General features: G+C 41.0%; 13 protein-coding genes. 4 read left to right on the top strand and 9 right to left on the bottom strand.

Annotation, left to right across the window (positions count from 1 at the left end):
- The 6 genes from DP117_RS26415 to DP117_RS26390 form a co-directional block, all read right to left on the bottom strand.
- Positions 1-1,113 (bottom strand): tetratricopeptide repeat protein (locus tag DP117_RS26415; protein WP_339381001.1); only part of this gene is annotated, 1,113 nt, incomplete at its 3' end.
- Between the two features lie 207 nt (positions 1,114-1,320).
- Entirely contained in the window at positions 1,321-2,370 is a 1,050-nt protein-coding gene (locus DP117_RS26410) for a DUF1822 family protein (RefSeq protein ID WP_169221183.1), read from the bottom strand.
- A 40-nt stretch (positions 2,371-2,410) separates the two neighbouring features.
- Entirely contained in the window at positions 2,411-3,919 is a 1,509-nt protein-coding gene (locus tag DP117_RS26405; RefSeq protein ID WP_339381000.1) for a hypothetical protein, read from the bottom strand.
- Positions 3,920-4,119: 200 nt separating this feature from the next.
- A complete protein-coding gene (locus DP117_RS26400) occupies positions 4,120-4,881 on the bottom strand; it encodes an ABC transporter ATP-binding protein (protein WP_169221182.1) in 762 nt (253 codons plus the stop codon).
- A 196-nt stretch (positions 4,882-5,077) separates the two neighbouring features.
- Positions 5,078-6,265 carry an FtsX-like permease family protein gene (locus tag DP117_RS26395; RefSeq protein WP_169221181.1) on the bottom strand — a complete coding sequence of 396 codons (1,188 nt, stop codon included), beginning with the start codon at positions 6,263-6,265 and terminating at the stop codon, positions 5,078-5,080.
- Positions 6,266-6,287: 22 nt separating this feature from the next.
- Complete coding sequence (locus tag DP117_RS26390) at positions 6,288-7,580, bottom strand: glycosyltransferase (RefSeq protein ID WP_169221180.1); 1,293 nt, start codon at positions 7,578-7,580, stop codon at positions 6,288-6,290.
- 115 nt (positions 7,581-7,695) lie between these two features.
- On the opposite strand from DP117_RS26390, the gene shc reads away from it, so the two are divergent.
- The 4 genes from shc to DP117_RS26370 all read left to right on the top strand — a co-directional run bounded on the left by shc (position 7,696) and on the right by DP117_RS26370 (position 13,198).
- Positions 7,696-9,612: a squalene--hopene cyclase gene (gene shc, locus DP117_RS26385; RefSeq protein ID WP_169221179.1), complete on the top strand. Its 1,917-nt coding sequence runs from the start codon at positions 7,696-7,698 to the stop codon at positions 9,610-9,612.
- Between the two features lie 485 nt (positions 9,613-10,097).
- A complete protein-coding gene (locus tag DP117_RS26380; RefSeq protein ID WP_169221186.1) occupies positions 10,098-11,363 on the top strand; it encodes a hypothetical protein in 1,266 nt (421 codons plus the stop codon).
- A gap of 91 nt (positions 11,364-11,454) precedes the next feature.
- A complete protein-coding gene (locus DP117_RS26375) occupies positions 11,455-12,399 on the top strand; it encodes an AraC family transcriptional regulator (protein ID WP_169221178.1) in 945 nt (314 codons plus the stop codon).
- Between the two features lie 151 nt (positions 12,400-12,550).
- Entirely contained in the window at positions 12,551-13,198 is a 648-nt protein-coding gene (locus DP117_RS26370; RefSeq protein WP_169221177.1) for an antibiotic biosynthesis monooxygenase family protein, read from the top strand.
- A 145-nt stretch (positions 13,199-13,343) separates the two neighbouring features.
- Here DP117_RS26370 and DP117_RS26365 read toward each other — a convergent pair whose 3' ends face one another.
- The 3 genes from DP117_RS26365 to DP117_RS26355 form a co-directional block, all read right to left on the bottom strand.
- A complete protein-coding gene (locus tag DP117_RS26365; protein WP_169221176.1) occupies positions 13,344-14,378 on the bottom strand; it encodes a WD40 repeat domain-containing protein in 1,035 nt (344 codons plus the stop codon).
- Between the two features lie 175 nt (positions 14,379-14,553).
- On the bottom strand, positions 14,554-16,635 hold the full coding sequence (locus DP117_RS26360) for a serine/threonine-protein kinase (RefSeq protein WP_169221185.1): 2,082 nt from the start codon (positions 16,633-16,635) through the stop codon (positions 14,554-14,556).
- A gap of 571 nt (positions 16,636-17,206) precedes the next feature.
- Positions 17,207-19,441 (bottom strand): glycoside hydrolase, encoded by a 2,235-nt coding sequence (locus DP117_RS26355; protein ID WP_169221175.1) that lies wholly within the window; start codon positions 19,439-19,441, stop codon positions 17,207-17,209.
- Positions 19,442-19,492: the final 51 nt, after the last annotated feature.

Raw genomic sequence — 19,492 nt, 5'->3', positions numbered from 1 at the left:
CGAAAAGTTGCCAGGAGGGTTTCCCTCCGTAGCAAACTTTTCAAGACGAATTTTGCGAAAAGTTGCCAGGAGGGTTTCCCTCCGTAGCAAACTTTTCAAGACGAATTTTGAATTGTTCTTTCCTCCATCTTTGCTAGCCAGCTTCATCAAACTTTGAGCAAAGTTAATTTTAGCGTCAACTGCTATGCGGCTGGGAGATAAGTTGCTGATTTCAGACTGGATTTGGGACGATAAGGCGAATGCATCTGCAAATTGCTTTGTCTCAACAAGTAGGCTTAGTCGATTAAGATGTGCTTGAATACGTGTGGTTGAATCAGTCGATGCGCTTGCAGCTTGCTGGTAATATTCCAATGCCATTTTCGTATCATACTGGGCACGGGCGGTGTTTCCTAAACTGAAGAGAGTTTCACCGATAATTTGATGAGATGACGTCGCTTTTGCAAGTGCTAAACTTTGCTCCAATACCTTCTGAGATTCCTTTAAATTACCAACAACTTGCATAATGTTGCCAAGACTCAGCAATCCTGATGCTTTTGTTGATGAGTCTGGTTGGTTTTGAAGGGTTTGCGAAATCTCAGTTAAAATCTTGTTTGCCTGACGGTATCGCCCTAAAATTTGTAGAGCTTGAGCTGAGTTAATGCGGTTACGGGTGAATGCAGCATTGTCTTTCATTTGCTGATAAATCTCTGCTGCTTTTTGCCAAGTCGTCACTGCTGCTTCAGCTTGTCCCTGCGACAATTGTAAGCGTCCTTGCACATCAAGAGCTTGTGCCAAAATTTTAGAACTTTGTTGGGAGTTGGGCAAATTTTTTAATAAATTGAGACTTTGAGCGATCGCATCTTCAGCTTCCTTCCATAAACCAAGTTTTTGAAAAGCCAAACAGAGATTGCTCAAAGTCATAGCTTCCCGTAAATTGTCTCCTTGAGTTCTCAAAGCAACTACAGCCTGTTGCAAAACTTTTACAGCAAGAGTGAACTGTCCAGCCTCATAAAGTTTTTTACCCTGTTGCACAAGGTCTTGTATTTTACCCTCGCCAATTGTGAATTGATGTGCTGCAGAATTGACAAGAGGAGCTTGTGCTAACACTGGTGCCAGTATTGGTGATATTATCACACAAAGAAACACAACTAAGTAAGTGGACAGAATGAAACATAAAATGCAAACCAATGAAACCTTCTTAGGAAGAGGTTTTCCCTTCTGCCTTCTGCCTTCTGCCTTCTGCCTTCTTATCCAACTTCTACTTGGCTGTTTAGATGAAAAAAGGAATTTTAGAATACGGAAAAATACAGGCTTTCTTTTCACCATGCTCCTTCTCCATAACTACAATTCAAAGTCTTCTTTCACCTTTAGCTCCTCCCCTAAACTTAACTCTACACTAAAACGTTTTCCTGATTCCCCTTTGAAAAATTTCAGTTGAATGTAGTTATCTTGCACTCTTGAAATGACTTGCTGAAGGTTTTTTCCGGCTTTAGACAACAAAGTCAATTTCAGATCAGGCGGCAAATATTTTTCTCCACTTGTAGGATGTACCTGGATTAAAACACCCAATTTATCCTCGGTTTCTTCTGTGATATTTACCAACAGAGCAACTGTTTGATGACCAAGTTGCACTCCCAAGTCAATTAGTTTAGCTTTTTTGGGACCTTTCTGTGCAATTCTAGTACTTAAAGCTAAATTAGCTTCTGGGTTGATGAGCGTGTCTATTGTTTGCCAACCTTGTTCAAAAACTCCCTCCAACCATTGACTCAGCTTGGTTCTGGTATTCTGCAAAGATGTCTCTTGTGAGACACCAGCAGACTGAGTTGAGGCTACAGGTAAAGGAATCGTTGAAGGTTGTGAGAAATGATTGTAGAACAACAGATGATTGAGTTCCGCATCAAATAAAGATAGCGGTAATTGGTAATATTCATCCCGAGCATGTAAATTGAATTGACTGCGATAATTCACAAGTTCGTCGTGACGCAAAAAGCCTCTAAGAATAACTTGTTCTTCTTCTTCTAACACTTCAACGACGACGTAGAAATGAGCTGCTAATTCTGATTTTTCGATGACATTTCTGGGAATATTGACAACTTCATCAAGTAAGTGTTCTACAGCAATTGGACAAACTTTAAATTCTCCAATCATCAGATGAGAAATAGCTTCAAGTTCATTCGGAACTCGATGAATCACTTTATCTTGTATGCGTGTGCTGAGCCATTTTTCACAGCCAAGCATTGCCAGTGTATTCAGATAAGTTTGCCACTGTTGTGCTTCAGTTGTGACTAGTTTACTATGATTTCTTGCTTGGTCAAAATCTTCTGCTTCTAGCCAAACGACTTCTGAGAGCAAGAGTCTTATATCAGTTGAATTAACCATAGAATTAAGCATGATTGTACTCCTTCTTGATGTTTTCTGTTTCAGATTTTCCCTAGCCTTGCTTTAACAGGAGGGTTGGAAGACATACGCGTACACCCCGTGTACGTTGTTTTAGATATTTGCGAATTTGCTGAGCATACAAGCTATCCATCGAACGACTTTTTCCCACTCTGGTTTCTTCTGCTGCTTCTCGAAAGATTTCATTGTCAGCAAAAGCTTCTATATACTCAGCCAATGTTTTAAGATAATTTGGCTCAGGAGGAGTTTTAGTTAAACCTTTTTCCTCTGCTTTCTTGAGAACTATTGCAAGAAGTTGTTGGACTGTAAGAGTACGTACTTTACTCAGTAGCTCCCCTGGATTTAAGACTCGCCTAGCTTGATCCCAACTCGTCATTCCCAACTTGGGTGCAATATCCTTGAGAGATAAACTTTGACAGTAGTAAAGCTGCAAGCCAGGAATAAATTTTTGAGCGTATTTGGTATAGTTTTTACTTTTTTTCAAGTTAGTTATGCGATCGCCTATTTCTTGCTCGATCGCACGCGTCAAGGCTATACTCAGTTGCTCATACAAGAAATCCAATATTTCTTGCTCTTCAAGATCTACCTCATTGAAGTTGTTAACAGGTAAATCTGTTCTATAGTTATAACCTCCAGTCTGAGGATCGTGGACTTCCAGTGGTTCTCTATAACTCCAAATGTCATACTGTCTCAGTTGTGTGACGACTTGTTTGAGTTCATTCATCAATTCCACTGTTGAGTTGATAATGACATTTCTTTCGCGCAAGCCGTTAAGCATTTCTTGCAATTGCGCGCTTGAGGGTTCTGGACATTTTTTGACTGTCTTCGAGTTTTGTTGAAGTCTGTCACGACGATAAACACCATGAAAAACTTCAACTAAGTGGCGATCGCGGTTGGATAAACGTTCAAATTGTTTTGCTCTGATTCGATTAAGAAGCGCCCAGTCACTGAGATGCTTAAATCCAAAATCTGCTAAAAAATCTTTCAGTTCGGGATTTTGCTTAGTTTGCAAATATGCCCAATTGTCTAAGCTCATCCTAGACTCTAAATCGGCATTAAATGTTTGCAAAACTCTAACAGAAAAGAATTTGTAAGCAGTTGTTCTAGTTTCCCCATTGTTATCCACAATGAGTTGAGTTTTCCCCTTAGGGTCTATGATAACTAAAGTTTGTCCATCGTCATTGAGGACACAGGATAGCAATTCCTGGAAAGTAAAATTCTTTTCACCACTGAAGAGATTGTAAATTTTTTGGCATGCTTTTAGAATCGGTTCAGAAACATAAGCTCGTAAACAAAGTCCTGCTTTAGCACGACTCATAACATCAACAGCAGAATTTTTGTCAAAAAAGTCGGATAACAGAACAGTTTGTGTGTCTATGGGAGCAAGATTGTGAATCTGTTTTAGATACTCCCGTGCTGGAAGAACTAAACACTGTTCGTATCCAACTGTTTGAGAGGTACTGATTCTGTAAATTTTCCAGTATCTAGATGATACATCCATAATGACTGTCACATCCCAGAATAACTGTTTATATAGTTGCACTTAATATCTAGATGTCGGCGTTTTGAACTCATGCAGTTCACAACCAACAACCCTTATTTCCCTATAAGCACCTGAACAGAAACCCGGTAACTTTCACGAAACCGGGTTTCTAAGCACGCGAACTAACCTTAACCGAACCGTATTGTCCTGACTCCTGACGACTTCTTTATACCTTCATGTTTTATACTTGCAAAATTCCTCTAAACTCCTTTCAAAACTCCATCTTCCATATACGCCACTCGGTCAGCTAAATCTAAAATTCGGGGATCATGAGTTACAATTAACACTGTACAGCCTTGTTCTTTTGCCAGTCCACGTAGTAACTCCATAACCAGATGTCCGCTGTGAGAGTCTAAAGCAGCCGTGGGTTCATCTGCCATAATAATTTTTGGATGAGCAGTTAAGGCGCGGGCGATCGCCACTCTTTGTTTCTGTCCCCCCGACAAATCACGCGGAAGTTGTTTTATTTTGTCTCCCAATCCAACTTGTTCTAACAAAGCTTGGGCTTCCTTGCGTGCTAATTTTCCACGAATCCCTTTGACGTTCAAGGCTGCTTCTACATTTTCAATCGCTGTGAGTGCTGGGAATAAGTTAAAATCTTGAAAAATAAAGCCAATATTGTGCCTTCTGAACCGAGCAAGTTCAGTTCGAGACATTCTAGTAATTTCTTGCCCAAGTAAATAAACATTGCCAGCCGTCGGAGTCAACAGTCCCGCTAAAATAGACAGTAAAGTTGTTTTCCCTGAGCCAGAAGGTCCCATCAAAATTTCTATATCACCTTTTTGGATCTCCCAATAAATTTTTTTCAAGATTTGAAGCCGTTGCTGCTTGGAATTGATAACCATTTCCACCCCCCTAGCAATAATTGCTCCTCTTGGGGTGCGACTCGTTTGATATTTGCTCTGAGCAAACGTATCAAATTTCTTTTTATAATCAGCCATCTCCTCAAATTCTTTAGACATATAGAGTTTTTAATTATTAGTTGATATTTGTTGAGTGCTTTCGATAGTTATCAGTTATCAGTTATGAGTCATTGCTCATGCTTTTGGGGCTTCTTACAAATCTTTACATAAATTTCTTCCTTTGGGCCTGTTTACTGAGTGAGAATTTTGTCACTCATGATGACTGATAGACGAAAAATTATGATTGACAAAAGAACTATCCTTTAAAGACAATAGCTGGATCTACACGTGTGACTTTTTGAATAGCAAAAACAGCAGAACTGACACACATCAACACTGTAATTCCGAAAACAATAACTGCGGATAAAGGTGTAATTAAAATGACAATTCCTTGTGTTGTTGATGTCCAAGCTGCGACTCCTACACAAAGAGCCATTCCTGGTATGTAGCCTAAAATTGCCATCCAGATTGCTTGCTCAATAATGACATTGTAAATAAACCAATCAGAAGCCCCCATTGCTTTGAGGGTGCCAAATTCTTTTATATGATCTGTGACAGAAGCGTAAAGAATTTGACTCACCACAACTGCCCCGACAACAACGCCAACTACTGCACCAAGACCGAGAATAAATCCAATTCCAGAGCGAACCTGCCAAAAATCTTGTGTGATTTTAGACATTTCTTCGCGAGTGTAAGCACGAGTATCTGGCAAAGCCACTTCCAAATCTTGCTTGAGTTTTCCTATGTTTTGACCTCGTTTCGCTCGAATCAAAACAAAGCTAATCTGGTCTGTTGAGACTGGTTTTTTCGCAGAAGAACCCACGTTATTTGGAGCTGTTGTTGTTTGAGTACCATAATTTTTATAAGTATTAGCAGTTTCTAAAGAAGTGAAAATTAAAGTACCGAAGACAATAGACTGAGTTCCTTGAGTGAAACCCACTAACTTTGCTGGTGTATTATTAATTTCTCCTACCTCGCCCAATCTTTTGAGATGAAGAGAATTCAGGTTGGTTTTGTCAACCATAAAACGGAAAGATTGCTTCAAATCATTCAAACGACCTTCAACAATATTTGAGCGGTTAAATAATATCCCCTGTGGATCTGCACCAACGATTGTGATAGAGGTAATTTGATCTGTTGCAAGTTCATGCCAAAGTCCACCATCAATAATGACAGCTTCAGCTTTGTCTACACCTTTGACTTTGCGTGCCTTGCTGACTTGTTCGTAGGGAATTGGTATAGTTAAGCCCAAATGCTGCATATTCTTTGAAGACACCCAAATATCAGCACGTGATTGATCGATTAACTGGGTAGAAGAACGAGCAAACCCATATTGAAGACCTGTTTGAATGGTTACTAAACTAACAGCAAATAAAATTCCCGCCTGTGCTACTAAAAAGCGAGGAATGTCTTCTAGTAAATTCTTACGAGCAATTGAAGCCATAAAATGTAATAGGGAATAGTTATCAGTTGTTGATTGGTCGTCGTTCGTCGTTAGTCATTCGTGAGCCATCTTCCGTTTTAGAATAGACTCTTCCTTTCCAAGTTCCTCCTCGCTTTTGCCAATGACGCACAGCCGAGTCGATAGTCATCAGCGTATATACCAGAGCAATTCCTGGAAGACAGAGTGTCAACCAGGGTGAACACTTGTAAAATCGGATAGTAGGCAAGTAAGCACAAGCCATGAGTAGCCAACCCAATAAGCCGACACAAGCTATAAGCCAATTTTCAGTGAGCAAACCGAAGATTGCACTGATCGGTGGAACTATATAAACAAGTATCATCCCTATGACTGTTACAACTAACAGCCCCAAGGAATAATGTAGTTGTGTAAAAGCTGTTCGAGCTACCATCCCCCAAACAGTTGAAAGCGATAGATAAGGTCGTAAGCTGTGGGTTAAGTCGTCTAGTCCTAGCCAAATTTTGTGAGATGGGGAGGCAGATGAGGAGAATGAGGAAGATAAGAGAATATTTTCTCCCCCAACTCCCCCAACTCCCATACTCCTTTGCTTAACTGCCTGTGCTAAGGCACAATCATCAATGAGTGCATTACGGACGACTTGAATACCACCAATCCTGGTTAAAGCTTCACGCGTTATTAAAAGACACCCACCAGCAGCAGCCGCTGTTGGTTTTGTAGGATCGTTCACCCACGGGAAGGGGTAAAGTTTTTGAAAGAAAAAGACAAATGCTGGTATGAAGAGTTTTTCCCAAAAACTTTTACACCTCAGCAGCACCATCAGAGAAACAAGTTCTAAATTCTCTTGTTGCGCTTTTGCTACCAAAAAGCGGAGATTATGAACATGATGTTCAATATCAGCATCCGTCAGCAGAAGATAGTCTGGTGGTGATGTCAAGCTTTGTGTATATTCAATACCTTGGTGTAGCGCCCATAACTTGCCCGTCCAGTCAGGAGGCAAAGGTTGTCCAGAAAGAACGTGTAATTGCTGAGTTTTGTCTAATGCCTGGGCAACACGAGAAGCAACATCTGCTGTTCCATCGGTACTGTTATCGTCTACTAACACGACGGTGAAACTACCAGGATAGTCTTGAGTGAGAAGCGATCGCAAACTTATAGGAAGCAAATCCGCTTCATTTCTGGCAGGGACGACAGCACAAATGGCAGGGAACATTTGTAAATCTGTTTCCTGTCTTGTTAATCGTTGGTCACAGCGCCAAAACTGACCCCAGAACACCAGTAATATCACCCAAATTGTCAAGGATAGAACAGAAAACCATAATCCAATTTCACCGCTCATTGTGTTCTCTTTTTTTCACATAGAAAACACATTACAATGTCAGCTTATGACAGGCAAAGAATTTTCTTGTTATCGCTAACAAGAAACAGATGTGGTAGAGGAGTAACGGAAACGGATGCAAATTCAAGACAAACAGACAGTTTCCCGTGTCAGAGGTGCGATCGCCAAAAATCAGAACTATCTTCTTTCCATGCAATATCCATCTGGATATTGGTGGGCGGAGCTAGAATCCAATGTTACCATCACTGCGGAGGTTGTCCTCCTTCATAAAATTTGGGGAACAGACCGAGAAAGACCATTACACAAAGTTGAAACATACCTACGTTCTCAACAACGGGAACACGGTGGATGGGAACTTTTCTACGGAGATGGCGGAGAACTGAGTGTTTCTGTTGAAGCATACATGGCGCTGAAATTGCTAGGTGTCTCACAAACAGATCCCGCAATGGTGAAGGCGCGGAAATTTATTGTAGAACGCGGTGGTATCAGCAAAACTCGCATTTTTACCAAATTACACTTAGCCCTGATTGGATGCTACGAGTGGCGGGGCATTCCTTCTCTGCCACCTTGGGTGATGTTGCTGCCCGAAAATTTTCTGTTTAACATCTACGAAATGTCGAGCTGGGCAAGGTCAAGTACTGTCCCCCTACTGATTGTCATTGACCGCAAACCTGTTTTTGTGACTGACCCAGCCATCACCTTGGACGAATTATATACTGAAGGTGTCGAGCGAGCTCGATATGAGTTGCCCAACAATGGTGATTGGACAGATTTATTTATTACTCTCGATCATGCCTTTAAGTTAGCAGAAACCCTAAATCTTGTTCCTTTCCGAGAAGAAGGTATTCAAGCTGCAGAACGTTGGATTTTAGAACGGCAAGAAGCAACGGGCGATTGGGGTGGTATCATTCCCGCCATGCTGAATTCACTGCTAGCTTTGCGTGCTCTGGATTATGACGCAGCAGATCCCATTGTACACCGAGGACTACGAGCAGTTGACAATTTTGCTATTGAAACTGAGGATACCTATACAATACAGCCTTGTATTTCCCCTGTATGGGATACTGCTTGGGTGATGCGAGCTCTTATAGAGTCAGGTTTGGCACCAGATCATCCGGCTGTCGTTCGAGCTGGAGAATGGTTGTTAAGCAAGCAGATTCTAGACTACGGTGATTGGGCGATTAAAAATAAAAAAGGAAAACCGGGGGCTTGGGCGTTTGAGTTTGACAACCGCTTTTACCCAGATGTAGATGATACTGCAGTTGTTGTCATGGCTCTCAATGAGGTGAAACTGCCTGATGAAAAATTGAAGGAAGCGGCGATCGCCCGTGCTTTAAACTGGATTGCATCTATGCAATGTCAGCCCGGAGGCTGGGCAGCATTTGATATGGACAATAATCAAGCCTGGCTCAACATGGTTCCCTATGGTGATCTCAAAGCCATGATTGATCCAAACACCGCTGATGTCACCGCTAGAGTTTTAGAAATGTTGGGCAGCTCTTATTTGTTCATTGATACACCCAATCTGGAACGAGCAATCAGTTATCTCATCCGCGAACAAGAAACTGAAGGTTGTTGGTTTGGTCGCTGGGGAGTAAATTACATTTATGGAACCAGTGGAGTACTTTCGGCTCTATCGTTAATTGCTCCAGAAAAGACACGACTCAATATCGAACGCGGTGCTGCTTGGTTAGTCGGATGTCAAAACTCAGATGGTGGCTGGGGCGAAACTTGTCGCAGCTACAATAACCCAGCTCTCAAAGGACAAGGTGTCAGTACCGCTTCTCAAACAGCTTGGGCTATACTAGGTTTAATCGCAGCCGGTCAAGCAACTAGCACCTTTGCAAAGCTTGCGATCAACAAAGGAATTAACTACCTATTAGAAACTCAGCAATCTGATGGAACTTGGTATGAAGCAGATTTTACAGGGACTGGCTTTCCCTGTCATTTTTATCTCAAGTATCACTTCTATCAACAATATTTTCCTTTATTAGCTTTGGGGCGCTATCAAGCGTTGTCAGAGTTGTGGTGATCAGCTCGATCACGAAAAACCTTGCTCTTATGCTTCGCGTAACGTTTTAGGTTAAATGGCAAAGTCATCCATGATTGTCTGTTCGTGGAGTTCTTTTTCAAGAAGATCTCGAATGTAGCGTTGATAAAAAACCCCCTTAGCTCGCGTTGAGGGGGTAATGGGCTGTAATGAATTTAGGCACTTATCTGCCTAATTATTCATAAATGCCAGTCAAATCAACTTATGCACTTGGAAGCGCCCTTTAACCTTTCCCATCTCACGTTGAAAAACCCAGAGTGCTGATCACCAAGCGTGTAGCGAGTGAACTAGTCAGCGACAAAACACTGCTCTCAATACAGTTGCTGTTAACGTAATTGTTGCTTAGAGAAATCCGGTTTGTGTTAAGCGTGTTTATCACCAGCCGTATTGACACTGCTCTCACCCTTGATTTTTGTTTGTCTGCATCAGTCGTGTATGATTTACCAGTAACATTAATTCTCCAACTTATGAGTATCTCATTTCGTCAAAAACTCGGACTCACAGTCAGTTTTGCTACCTTATTATTTATCGGTTTAGCCAACACTCACCTACGTGCTCAGTCCAAAAGTAAACAGCAGGAAATTTCTGCCCAATCTCAACAACAAATTTCCTCAGCTTCAAGTCCAGAGAATGCTTTTCTTGTTCAGCAAACCTCATCTAAAAATCTAAACAAACAAAAGTCAGCACCAACATCAACATATTATCAAGTTATCGATGAGTTACAAAAATATAAATTTAGTGTTCAAGGTAATCAAGTTTTTGCTTCCGGAAAACTGCCTACCACTAAAGTGAATTTTAATCAATCAGATTTATTAACAGTTCTCGTTAATACCCGAAAATATTATCAAGATTACGCTTCAGAAGACCCAAAGGTTCAACGTACAGGACTTCTTGCCACTCAAGGAGTGACTGTAGAAGATATTCTCAAAACCTTAGATTTCATGATTACAGTCTTGCAAGAAGATATTGCCAATAAACGAGCAACACGTTTACAAGATCCTAATTTTATAAACACCAATTTCCGTGTTATTAAATGGTCTGCCTACAACTCTCCAAACTCTAATAAAAAACAATTGCGAATTACAAAGTATGCTGTTTTTACTCATCCAGCTTCTCATAAAAAAACATCTAAATATAATATACCAATTTATAGTTTAAAAGATAACTCAATGACTGAAAAGTTCTACACAAAATATACCAAGCAGGATGTGTTATCAGGTATTTATGAACCAGGTGGCAAAGAATTTGGTAAAGTGGAACCACTCGCGTACTTAACCAGAGAAGGTTTTGAAGAAGCGCTGATGGAAGGAACAATACTTCTTAATTTTACCGATGGTTCTAAAGCACTTTTTAATGTAGATAGAAGTAATGAAATGCCTTATATTAGGGGAGTTGCAGCTACATCACAAAAGCGCTATTGGTATTTTAGACAAGTGGAAGATATCAAAGGTTATGGATATAAAATAGACGCAAAAATTTCTATCAAACCAGGAGTGACTTTTGCTGGAGATGTTTTAAATATTGGTTTAGGTAGAGTGATTGTTCTTGAGTACCCTAAAGGTGGACGCAAACAACTACAACTAGGAGTTCTTGCAGATACAGGTGGGGCATTTTTACCTAATCTCCATCAACTCGATTTTTTGGCAGGTGTTTTTCAAGGTAGACAAGATTTTGGGCAGCATATTAAGCAGCTACCTGAATATGCTACAGCGTATATTCTAGTGAAAAAGTGAAAAAACTTAAAAACTGGGTTTCTTGAGACTACCTGCTCATAGAAACCTTAATTTCTGGTTCACAAACCCGGTTTTTTGGGTCTTGTTGAGAATGCTGAGCCAGCATTCTAAAATTAGTAATCATTGTCTGTTTGCCATAACTTCTATGGATGTGCTACCGCTAGTTGATTTGACTAAACACACTCATCCTGCTTTATCGGATCGCCCTATCCTTTCAAGCCAGAGATCCGGATGGAGAGGTGTGTTTTTCAATCACTATGATCATCCTGCTCATGAGAGTCCAGAACATCAATGGATGCAGCATATCATTGGTATCACAGGAGGTAGGCATCCAGTCAAATCAGAGCATCGGTTAGCTAATCAACTTAAAACTTGTTACTGTCAACCCGGTGGAATACTTTTTCTCCCTGCTGAGGTTAGGTATTCATCTCATTGGCAGCAAGCCGGTGAGTTTTCCCTGATTGGCTTTTCTCCCAAGTTTTTTGAGCAGATAGTGAATGAATCAACTCAGGTGAAACATATCGAACTGATTCCTCAGTTAGATCTTATCGATCCATTTGTTCAGCAGGTTGGACTTGCTCTCAAGGCTGATGTAGAGGCAGAACATCCAGCTGGTCGAATGTTTGGTGAATCTTTAGCGACTGGATTAATTATCCATCTTTTCAAGCATTATTCTGTTTGGCGACCACAACTTTCTTGTGATTTGGCTGGTCGTTTACCGGAATATCAATTGCGAAAATTATTCGATTACATTCACGCTCATTTGAGTCAAGATATCACACTCTCAGAGATGGCAGGAGTCTTGAATCTGAGTCAGTATTATTTTTGCCGTTTGTTCAAGCAATCAACTGGCGTGACTCCACATCAATATCTAACTCGATGCCGTATTAATCAAGCAAAGCAGTTATTGTTAAAGACTGAATTGACCATTACCGAAATTGCGTTTGAAGTAGGCTTAACCAATCACAGCTCTTTTACTCGGCTCTTTCGTCAGTATGTAGGCGTGACGCCAAAAGCATTTAGAGTCTCACAGTAAATTTACAGCAAAATCGGCACAGTTGTAGCAAGTTTGGTCAAGCATTCGATCAGCGGCGATCGCTACACTCAGCATATCCCTACATTGAGGCAATGGTTTGCATCAACCACAGTTGTCACCTCAATCGCTTGTTTCATTTGGAGAAATGCTGATGACTACGATTACACTCAGTCATGATGTTGCTACTTTCATTAATATCTTTACAGTCGAACCAACAAAGCAAAAAGCACTCATTGATCGATTGAAGCTGCATGCGGAAACAATGATTAGTCAGCAAGCTGGATTTATCAGTGCGATCGCCCATCGGAGTTTAGACGGTACCAAAGTTGTGAACTATGTGCAATGGACGAGTGTTGAGGCAAGTAAAGCTATCCACCGAAATCCAGCTATCTCTGCTGGGTTTGCCAGCTATCAAGAATTTGGTGTCAGTATGGATTTGCACTACTACGAAACTGTATTTACACAAGGACAACCTGTCACAATTCAAACGCACAGCACTTTGATTACTCAGATTGATGTCTTACATGTAGCTCCAGACAATCAGCGTCTATTACTGGAAAGACTAACTCATGATTTTAACTCAGTCGCTCAACAATCAAATAACCGTTCAACAATTTGGCTTCGTAGTCTTGATGGCATCCGGGTTATGACTTACTCGAAATGGAGTCATCAGAACAACGATGATGCAGTAATTTCAAACCGAAATCAGATTACAGCCAGTGAGGATTTGATTGAGCACATAGACTCAAATTGTTACGAAGTTGACTTCATTGTAAACACACAAGGTCTTTTGGTCTGACCGTTTAACGAGTTTTAGGTTTTTAGCTTTGGAGAATTTGTCATGTAGAATAGGGGCAGCGACTGGCAAATTACTTGCAAAACATGAAGCAGCCGTTGGCGTTAATTTCAGATGAATGATACAAAAGTTCACGATTTATCATTCATCATCTTGAAACAACGTGCCAAACCTTAATAGTTTTGTCAAAACTGCCACTAGCAAGAGTCTTACCATCTGGACTAAACGCTACAGACCAAATCCTGTTAGTATGTCCTCTAAGAGTACCTGTTTGCTTTCCCATAGCTAAATTCCAAAGTTTAATCGTTTTGTCCCAACTACTACTAGCAAGGGTTTTACCATCAGGACTGAGAGCAACAGACAAAACTTTATTAGTATGTCCTGTCAAAGTGTTGATTTCTTTTTGTGCTGCAATATCCCACAATTTGATCGTCTGGTCCCAACTACCACTGATAAGGGTTTTACCATCAGGGCTAAATGTGAGTGAGGAAACAGCCTGTGAATGCCCTCTGAGGGTGTCAATTTCCTTTCCTGTGCTTACATTCCATAAGTTAATGCTGTTATCAAAATAGTTACCACTAGCAAGAGTCTTTCCATTTGGACTAAACGCAACGGTGTTCACTACATCACAACTACCTTTGAGGGTGCGGATGATTTTACCTGTAGTTAATTTCCACAATTTGATACTCTGGTCCCAACTGCCACTAGCAAGGGTTGAACCGTCAGCGCTAATCGCGACAGACTGAACTGAAGCGAGGTGTCCTGTCAGAGTCCGGATTTCCTTTCCTGTATCTAGATTCCACAGTTTGATCGTTCTATCAGCACTTCCACTGACAAGAGTCTTACCATCTGGGCTAAATGTAACTGAATTCACCCAATCAGAGTGTCCTGTCAAAGTCTGGATTTCTTTTCCTGTATCTAGATTCCACAGTTTGATAGTCTTGTCTCCACTGACACTGGCAAGAGTGTGTCCATCTGGACTGATAGCAACAGCTAAAATTGAGTCTGAGTGTCCCGCAAGAGTAAAGGCTTCAGAAAAATTTTCCAAAGGTGTCGTTTGAGGTTGACTCAGATCAGAAGACACACTCGTAGCTGCAGGGGAAGATTGCAAAGACCAAACAACCCCAAATCCAAAAAGTGCGATCGCCACACTTGTCAACACTTTAACTTTTGAATCACTCATGTTCACAAAACACGTGTAAAATCTATAGTCGTGTTGCTCTCATATTGCGATTTCTCTGGAACAGAGAGCATCATACTTTTGTGGGAATATACTTAATTTACCCATTGAAGCGATAAGATTCCGGATATCTAATCACACTCTTGCTTATTTATCTATGCCTTCAAAGCAAAAAATCCTAAAGAGATGCTTGCCAAATCTTCATAGTTCTATCGTCACCGCCACTCACAAGAGTCTTTCCATCTGAACTAAAACTAACAGATTGAATTCCGTTAGAATGACCCTCCAGTGTACGAATTTGCCGTCCTGTTACCACACTCCACAGTTTGACGGTTTTATCAAAACTCCCACTAGCAAGTATTTTACCATCAGGACTAAACGCAACAGACGTCACTTTGCCAGAATGTCCTTCCAGTGTGCGTATTTGCTGTCCTGTTGCTAAGTTCCATAATTTAATGGTTTTATCAAAACTCCCACTAGCAAGTATTTTACCATCAGGACTAAACGCAACAGACGTCACTTTGCCAGAATGTCCTTCCAGTGTGCGTATTTGCTGTCCTGTTGCTAAGTTCCATAATTTAATGGTTTTATCAAAACTACCACTAGCTAGGATTTTATTGTTAGGACTAAATGCAACAGAACGAACCCAGTGAGAATGTCCTGTCAATGTGCGTATTTCATCTCCTGTTGCTAAGTTCCAAAGTTTAACTGTGTTGTCATTGCTAGCATCAGCAAGTATCCTGCCATCATGACTAAAAGCAAGGGCATGAATTGGCTTCGTATGCCTCTCCAAGGTACGGATTTGTTGTCCAGTTGCCAAATTCCAAATTTTTATCGTTCTATCTTCACTACCACTCACTAGAATTTGTCCGTCTGGACTGAAGCTTATAAAATTAACTATATTGGAATGACCGCTGAAAGTAAAGATTTCCTGTCCTGTTACCAAACTCAATAGTTTAATTGTGTCATTGTTGTTACTGGCAATTGTGTTTCCATCAGGACTAATAGCGATAGATAAAATTGAGCTGGTATATCCTCTAACAGTAGAAGCTAATGAAAAGTTTCCTAAAGGATCCTGTGTATGCTGATTGAAAATCGCTTCTCGATTTGCCGCGCTACTGTTTGACTGACTCAAACTAGCTGATATTCTCATTTCTAGATGACGAAACTGCTGATACCAAAACTCTGCTGTTCCAAAGAGTATAATCGCACCGGCAGCTAAGAGAGAATTTCTCAAAACCAGATGTGATTTTGAGACAGTTAAGAGCTGAGTCGTTGATAATTTTTTGATGTGCTTTATTGCTGTTAGAACTGTTGATTTTGATTGCGGTTGTTGTGTGAGAAACAAATCAGCAAGAACTTCATGAGCTGATTTGTAGCGATGCTCAATGTCTTTGTGCAACAGCTTACCAAGAATCTGTGTGAATTCTCTACTCATTGGACTTTTCAGATACTGCTGCCAATCATTCACCCAACTATATCCATATTCTGTCCACAATTGAAAAGGAGATACTCCAGTGAGCAAATGAAAGCAAGTGACTCCTAAACTGAACAAATCACTGGCTGGATAAGCCGCACCATCTCTAATTTGTTCAATTGGGGAATAGCCTTGTGAACCAATTGAAGTCCCGACTTTCATCTGTGCTTTTGCTGTTAACTGCTTAGCAGAACCAAAATCAATCAGGACTAGATTTCCGCTTGTTCCCGAAACCACTGTTTTTGAAGAGAAAGAGGTTCGACGGCGGATAATATTTTGTGGCTTGATATCCCGATGAATGACTCCTTGCTCATGGATAAACTTAAGCACAGGCAGTAAATCTAGCAAAATTTCTTTAATCTCACTAGGATTATACTTCTTTTTTTGTTGTAATTCCATGAACAAATTCTGCCCATCGATAAACTGCTGTACTAAGTACAAATAGTTATCTTGTTCAAAATAAGCAAGTAAAGTTGGAATTTGAGGATGTGCTCCTAGTTCTTGTAGTCGCTGAGCCTCCTTTTCAAACAATTCTATTGCTTTATTCAGTGCCCAAGTTCCCTGGACTCTTGGTGCGAGTTGCTTAATCACACACCGTTCATTTAATTTATCGATATCTTCTGCTAAATAAGTTCTACCAAATCCACCCTCATCAGAAAGAACTTGAATGATACGGAAGCGATTTCGTAGTAATGGCACCAATGGGGTGTTGCATGTTCGACAAAGCTTCTTTCCATTAGGATTCAGGGGATTTGAGCAATCAGGATTCAGACAGCAGATCATCATTTGGTAGGCGCGACTGCGTAACACTTGACGCTTAAGTTATCCCTGAAATTTTTCATGATGATTAATAGTCCTCTTAATTATACATAATTTAAATTAAAAAACTTTTCCATGTTTTGACATGAGAAATTTTGCTGGATATCTCCAAAGACAATAAATCTAGAAAAAAGTATGTATTTTTTTATTTTTAATCATAGATACACAACGAAATCTTGCTCATAACCAAGAAAATCCCAGCACAGCAGTGTCCTCCAGATGAACACAGATAATTTCTTTGTGTTTACTTTTTTATATATATCAATTGATGAAACATGATGACAATGTCATATTTTCGGAGATGAGCAATTTATTAAAAACGAAATTTGAACTGAGCTTGATAACAGTGTTCAATTAAGTGAGTATGGCTATAGGATGTTTTCAATTTCACCAAAAATATTTCTCTCTCATCTCTCGTTCCTATGCTCTGCATAGGAACGTCTCAAAAGAGGCTCTGCCTCGGTATAATCACACAGAGGCAGAGCCTCAAGCTATTCATTCCTTGCCAGAGACAAGGAACGAGAAAATTTTGGATTCAAGGCACTTCAATTGGAATCAAAGCATTTTCTGGAAGAGAATCACAGAAACGTCCTTCCTCCGAAAGCATCAAAATCAGGCGCAAGGGATAATCTGGCGGAATTTGTAAATCTGCCCAAGGAACGGCTAATTCCAAACATTTGTCTAAGCCAACTTGAGCGCGACTCGCACGTGGATACCACCGATAATCCTCTCCAGCTTCTCGAAACTGAATCGATTGTGTCAGCAAATTAATCTCCAAATGGTGGTGGAATAGGTAATTCACAGGAGATGTATCTGGAACTTCTGCTAAGGGAGCAGGGCTGTTAACCATTGTTTTGTCAGGATAAAACCACAGTAAATTCAACTCTGGTGGCACATCCTGCCCTACTTTAATACCTGTTTTAAAATCTACCCGTAAATAGAAATTTAGGTGATCCACTCCGTACCAAAGCCGCTGAATGGTACTGCTATTGTGCATTGTTCCTCGTGCCCCGCCGACTTCTATGCGCCCGGCTTTGTCCCAATCTTGCTCATCGCCTCTACCATTAATGATTGGATGAATAAAGCTTTCTGGGCGATGTTCTGCCCGTGCCTGGTGAATTTCTACAGGTTGGCGCAGATAAGAGGGTATCGGTTCATTTAATGCCTTGTATATTCCGTAGAGATGCTCTCGAAATAACTGGTCAAAAATGGCATCCTGATTTGAGGTATGTCCGGCACCGAACCACCAAAACCAGTCAGAACCCTCTGCTGCATATAAGGCTTCCCATGCTTCAGGATTGTTTTCTTCTGTTGCTTCTGGATGATTGGCTAAAGTTGTTCTGGCGTGTGTTAAATAATCCCAAGCGCGATTTTTGGCAGGATCACCAATCCAGGTGCTAAAGCTACCATCTACCCAAGAACCACTGTGCAGTTGTTCTCCTGGGATAGTTGCTGTTGGTGGAAATTGTTCGATAAATTCTGAGACGGTAACAAGTTTTATACGCGATTCGTTACTGAGGCTTTGATACAAAGCTTCTAAGAAGGGTTTACCATCTTGGGGATAATATTCCCAGCAGTTTTCACCATCCAAGGCAATAGTCACCAACCAAGGTTGTTCACTTTGGTGCTCTTTTTGCATACGGGCGATCGCCTGCAAATGCCCCACAAGATCCGCTGCTGCTTGCTTTGGCGGCATCGAACCGTAGGTAAACCCAATTAAATCTGATAATCTGTGATCTCGAAAGACAATAGACACCTCACCTGCTCTTGTTTGCAAGCGGTATGGTTTGTACAGTAACTCTGGGTTTTGGACGTTCCCTGCACCATCGCGGTGAAAAAAATGTTTCAACGTCCAGCCGAGCGTTGCTTCATCTGAGCAAATCCACTTAAAACCTTGATTAATAATATACGGTAATATCTCTGGGCTAACTGATTGTTCCGAAGGCCATAAACCACGTGGCGTTCTTTCAAACCTATCTACATATAAATCCCAAGCTTTCTGCAAGTGCCGAGGAATGTCTTCTGCCCAACAAAACCGATACTCTGGCAATGTCATATTTAGCACAGCTACACGAGCAGAGTTGGTATCGGCGAGTAAGGGCAAAATGGGATGAGTATAAGGCGAAGTCGTGACTTCTAACTGCCCTGTATCCTGCATTGCCCGGTGTTGCGGTACAATTTTGCGAAGAATTTCTCGTTGTTTAGAGTAAATTCGCTGGCGATCGCCCAAAGTAAAATTCCGATCCTGCTTTAACCAAGCTGCAATTTCTGGGTCATCCCAAAACATGGGGTCAATCCACGCCAGATTGTGCCAAGCCAACAAATCACTATAATCTTGTTGCTGCCAATTTGTTAAACACCAAGCTTGTCCTTTCTCTTGTCTGGTATTGTACAACTGAGCATAACGGGGATGAGGATCAATAAGATTATGATGATTCGCGTCAAAAAAATGTTCTATGATAAATTCCCGTTGTTGGTCAGAAAGTTGCTCAGTTGGTCTGAGGCTGAGTTCTAAATAAGGGTCAAAGGCAGTACCAGCAATGTAATCTTCAAGCTGCAATATCAGTGATGGTACCAAATTGACTGTTTGGTGTAATTGAGGATAGCGCTCTAGAATCAGCACGAGATCTAGATAATCCTTAGTACCATGCAAACGCACCCAAGGTAGACGATAATGCTGAGAACCAGCCAGAGAAATGCCGCTCGTAGGTGATTTGTAGAGCGGCTGATGCTGATGCCAAATAAAAGCGACGTAGAGGGGATGAGACATATTTGTGATGAGTAGATAAAGGGATGGGGGGCTAGGGGTCCCCTTTGGGGT

Source organism: Brasilonema sp. UFV-L1, from assembly GCF_012912105.1.
Taxonomy (GTDB): domain Bacteria; phylum Cyanobacteriota; class Cyanobacteriia; order Cyanobacteriales; family Nostocaceae; genus Brasilonema.
This window is presented reverse-complemented; position numbering and strand designations above follow the sequence as displayed.

Coding starts and splice junctions, on each gene's coding strand:
- DP117_RS26410 (WP_169221183.1), bottom strand. CDS start 2,370: ATGCTTAATTCTATGGTTAATTCAACTGATATAAGACTCTTGCTCTCA.
- DP117_RS26400 (WP_169221182.1), bottom strand. CDS start 4,881: ATGTCTAAAGAATTTGAGGAGATGGCTGATTATAAAAAGAAATTTGAT.
- DP117_RS26395 (WP_169221181.1), bottom strand. CDS start 6,265: ATGGCTTCAATTGCTCGTAAGAATTTACTAGAAGACATTCCTCGCTTT.
- DP117_RS26390 (WP_169221180.1), bottom strand. CDS start 7,580: ATGAGCGGTGAAATTGGATTATGGTTTTCTGTTCTATCCTTGACAATT.
- shc (WP_169221179.1), top strand. CDS start 7,696: ATGCAAATTCAAGACAAACAGACAGTTTCCCGTGTCAGAGGTGCGATC.
- DP117_RS26380 (WP_169221186.1), top strand. CDS start 10,098: ATGAGTATCTCATTTCGTCAAAAACTCGGACTCACAGTCAGTTTTGCT.
- DP117_RS26375 (WP_169221178.1), top strand. CDS start 11,455: ATGCTGAGCCAGCATTCTAAAATTAGTAATCATTGTCTGTTTGCCATA.
- DP117_RS26370 (WP_169221177.1), top strand. CDS start 12,551: ATGACTACGATTACACTCAGTCATGATGTTGCTACTTTCATTAATATC.
- DP117_RS26365 (WP_169221176.1), bottom strand. CDS start 14,378: ATGAGTGATTCAAAAGTTAAAGTGTTGACAAGTGTGGCGATCGCACTT.
- DP117_RS26360 (WP_169221185.1), bottom strand. CDS start 16,635: ATGATCTGCTGTCTGAATCCTGATTGCTCAAATCCCCTGAATCCTAAT.
- DP117_RS26355 (WP_169221175.1), bottom strand. CDS start 19,441: ATGTCTCATCCCCTCTACGTCGCTTTTATTTGGCATCAGCATCAGCCG.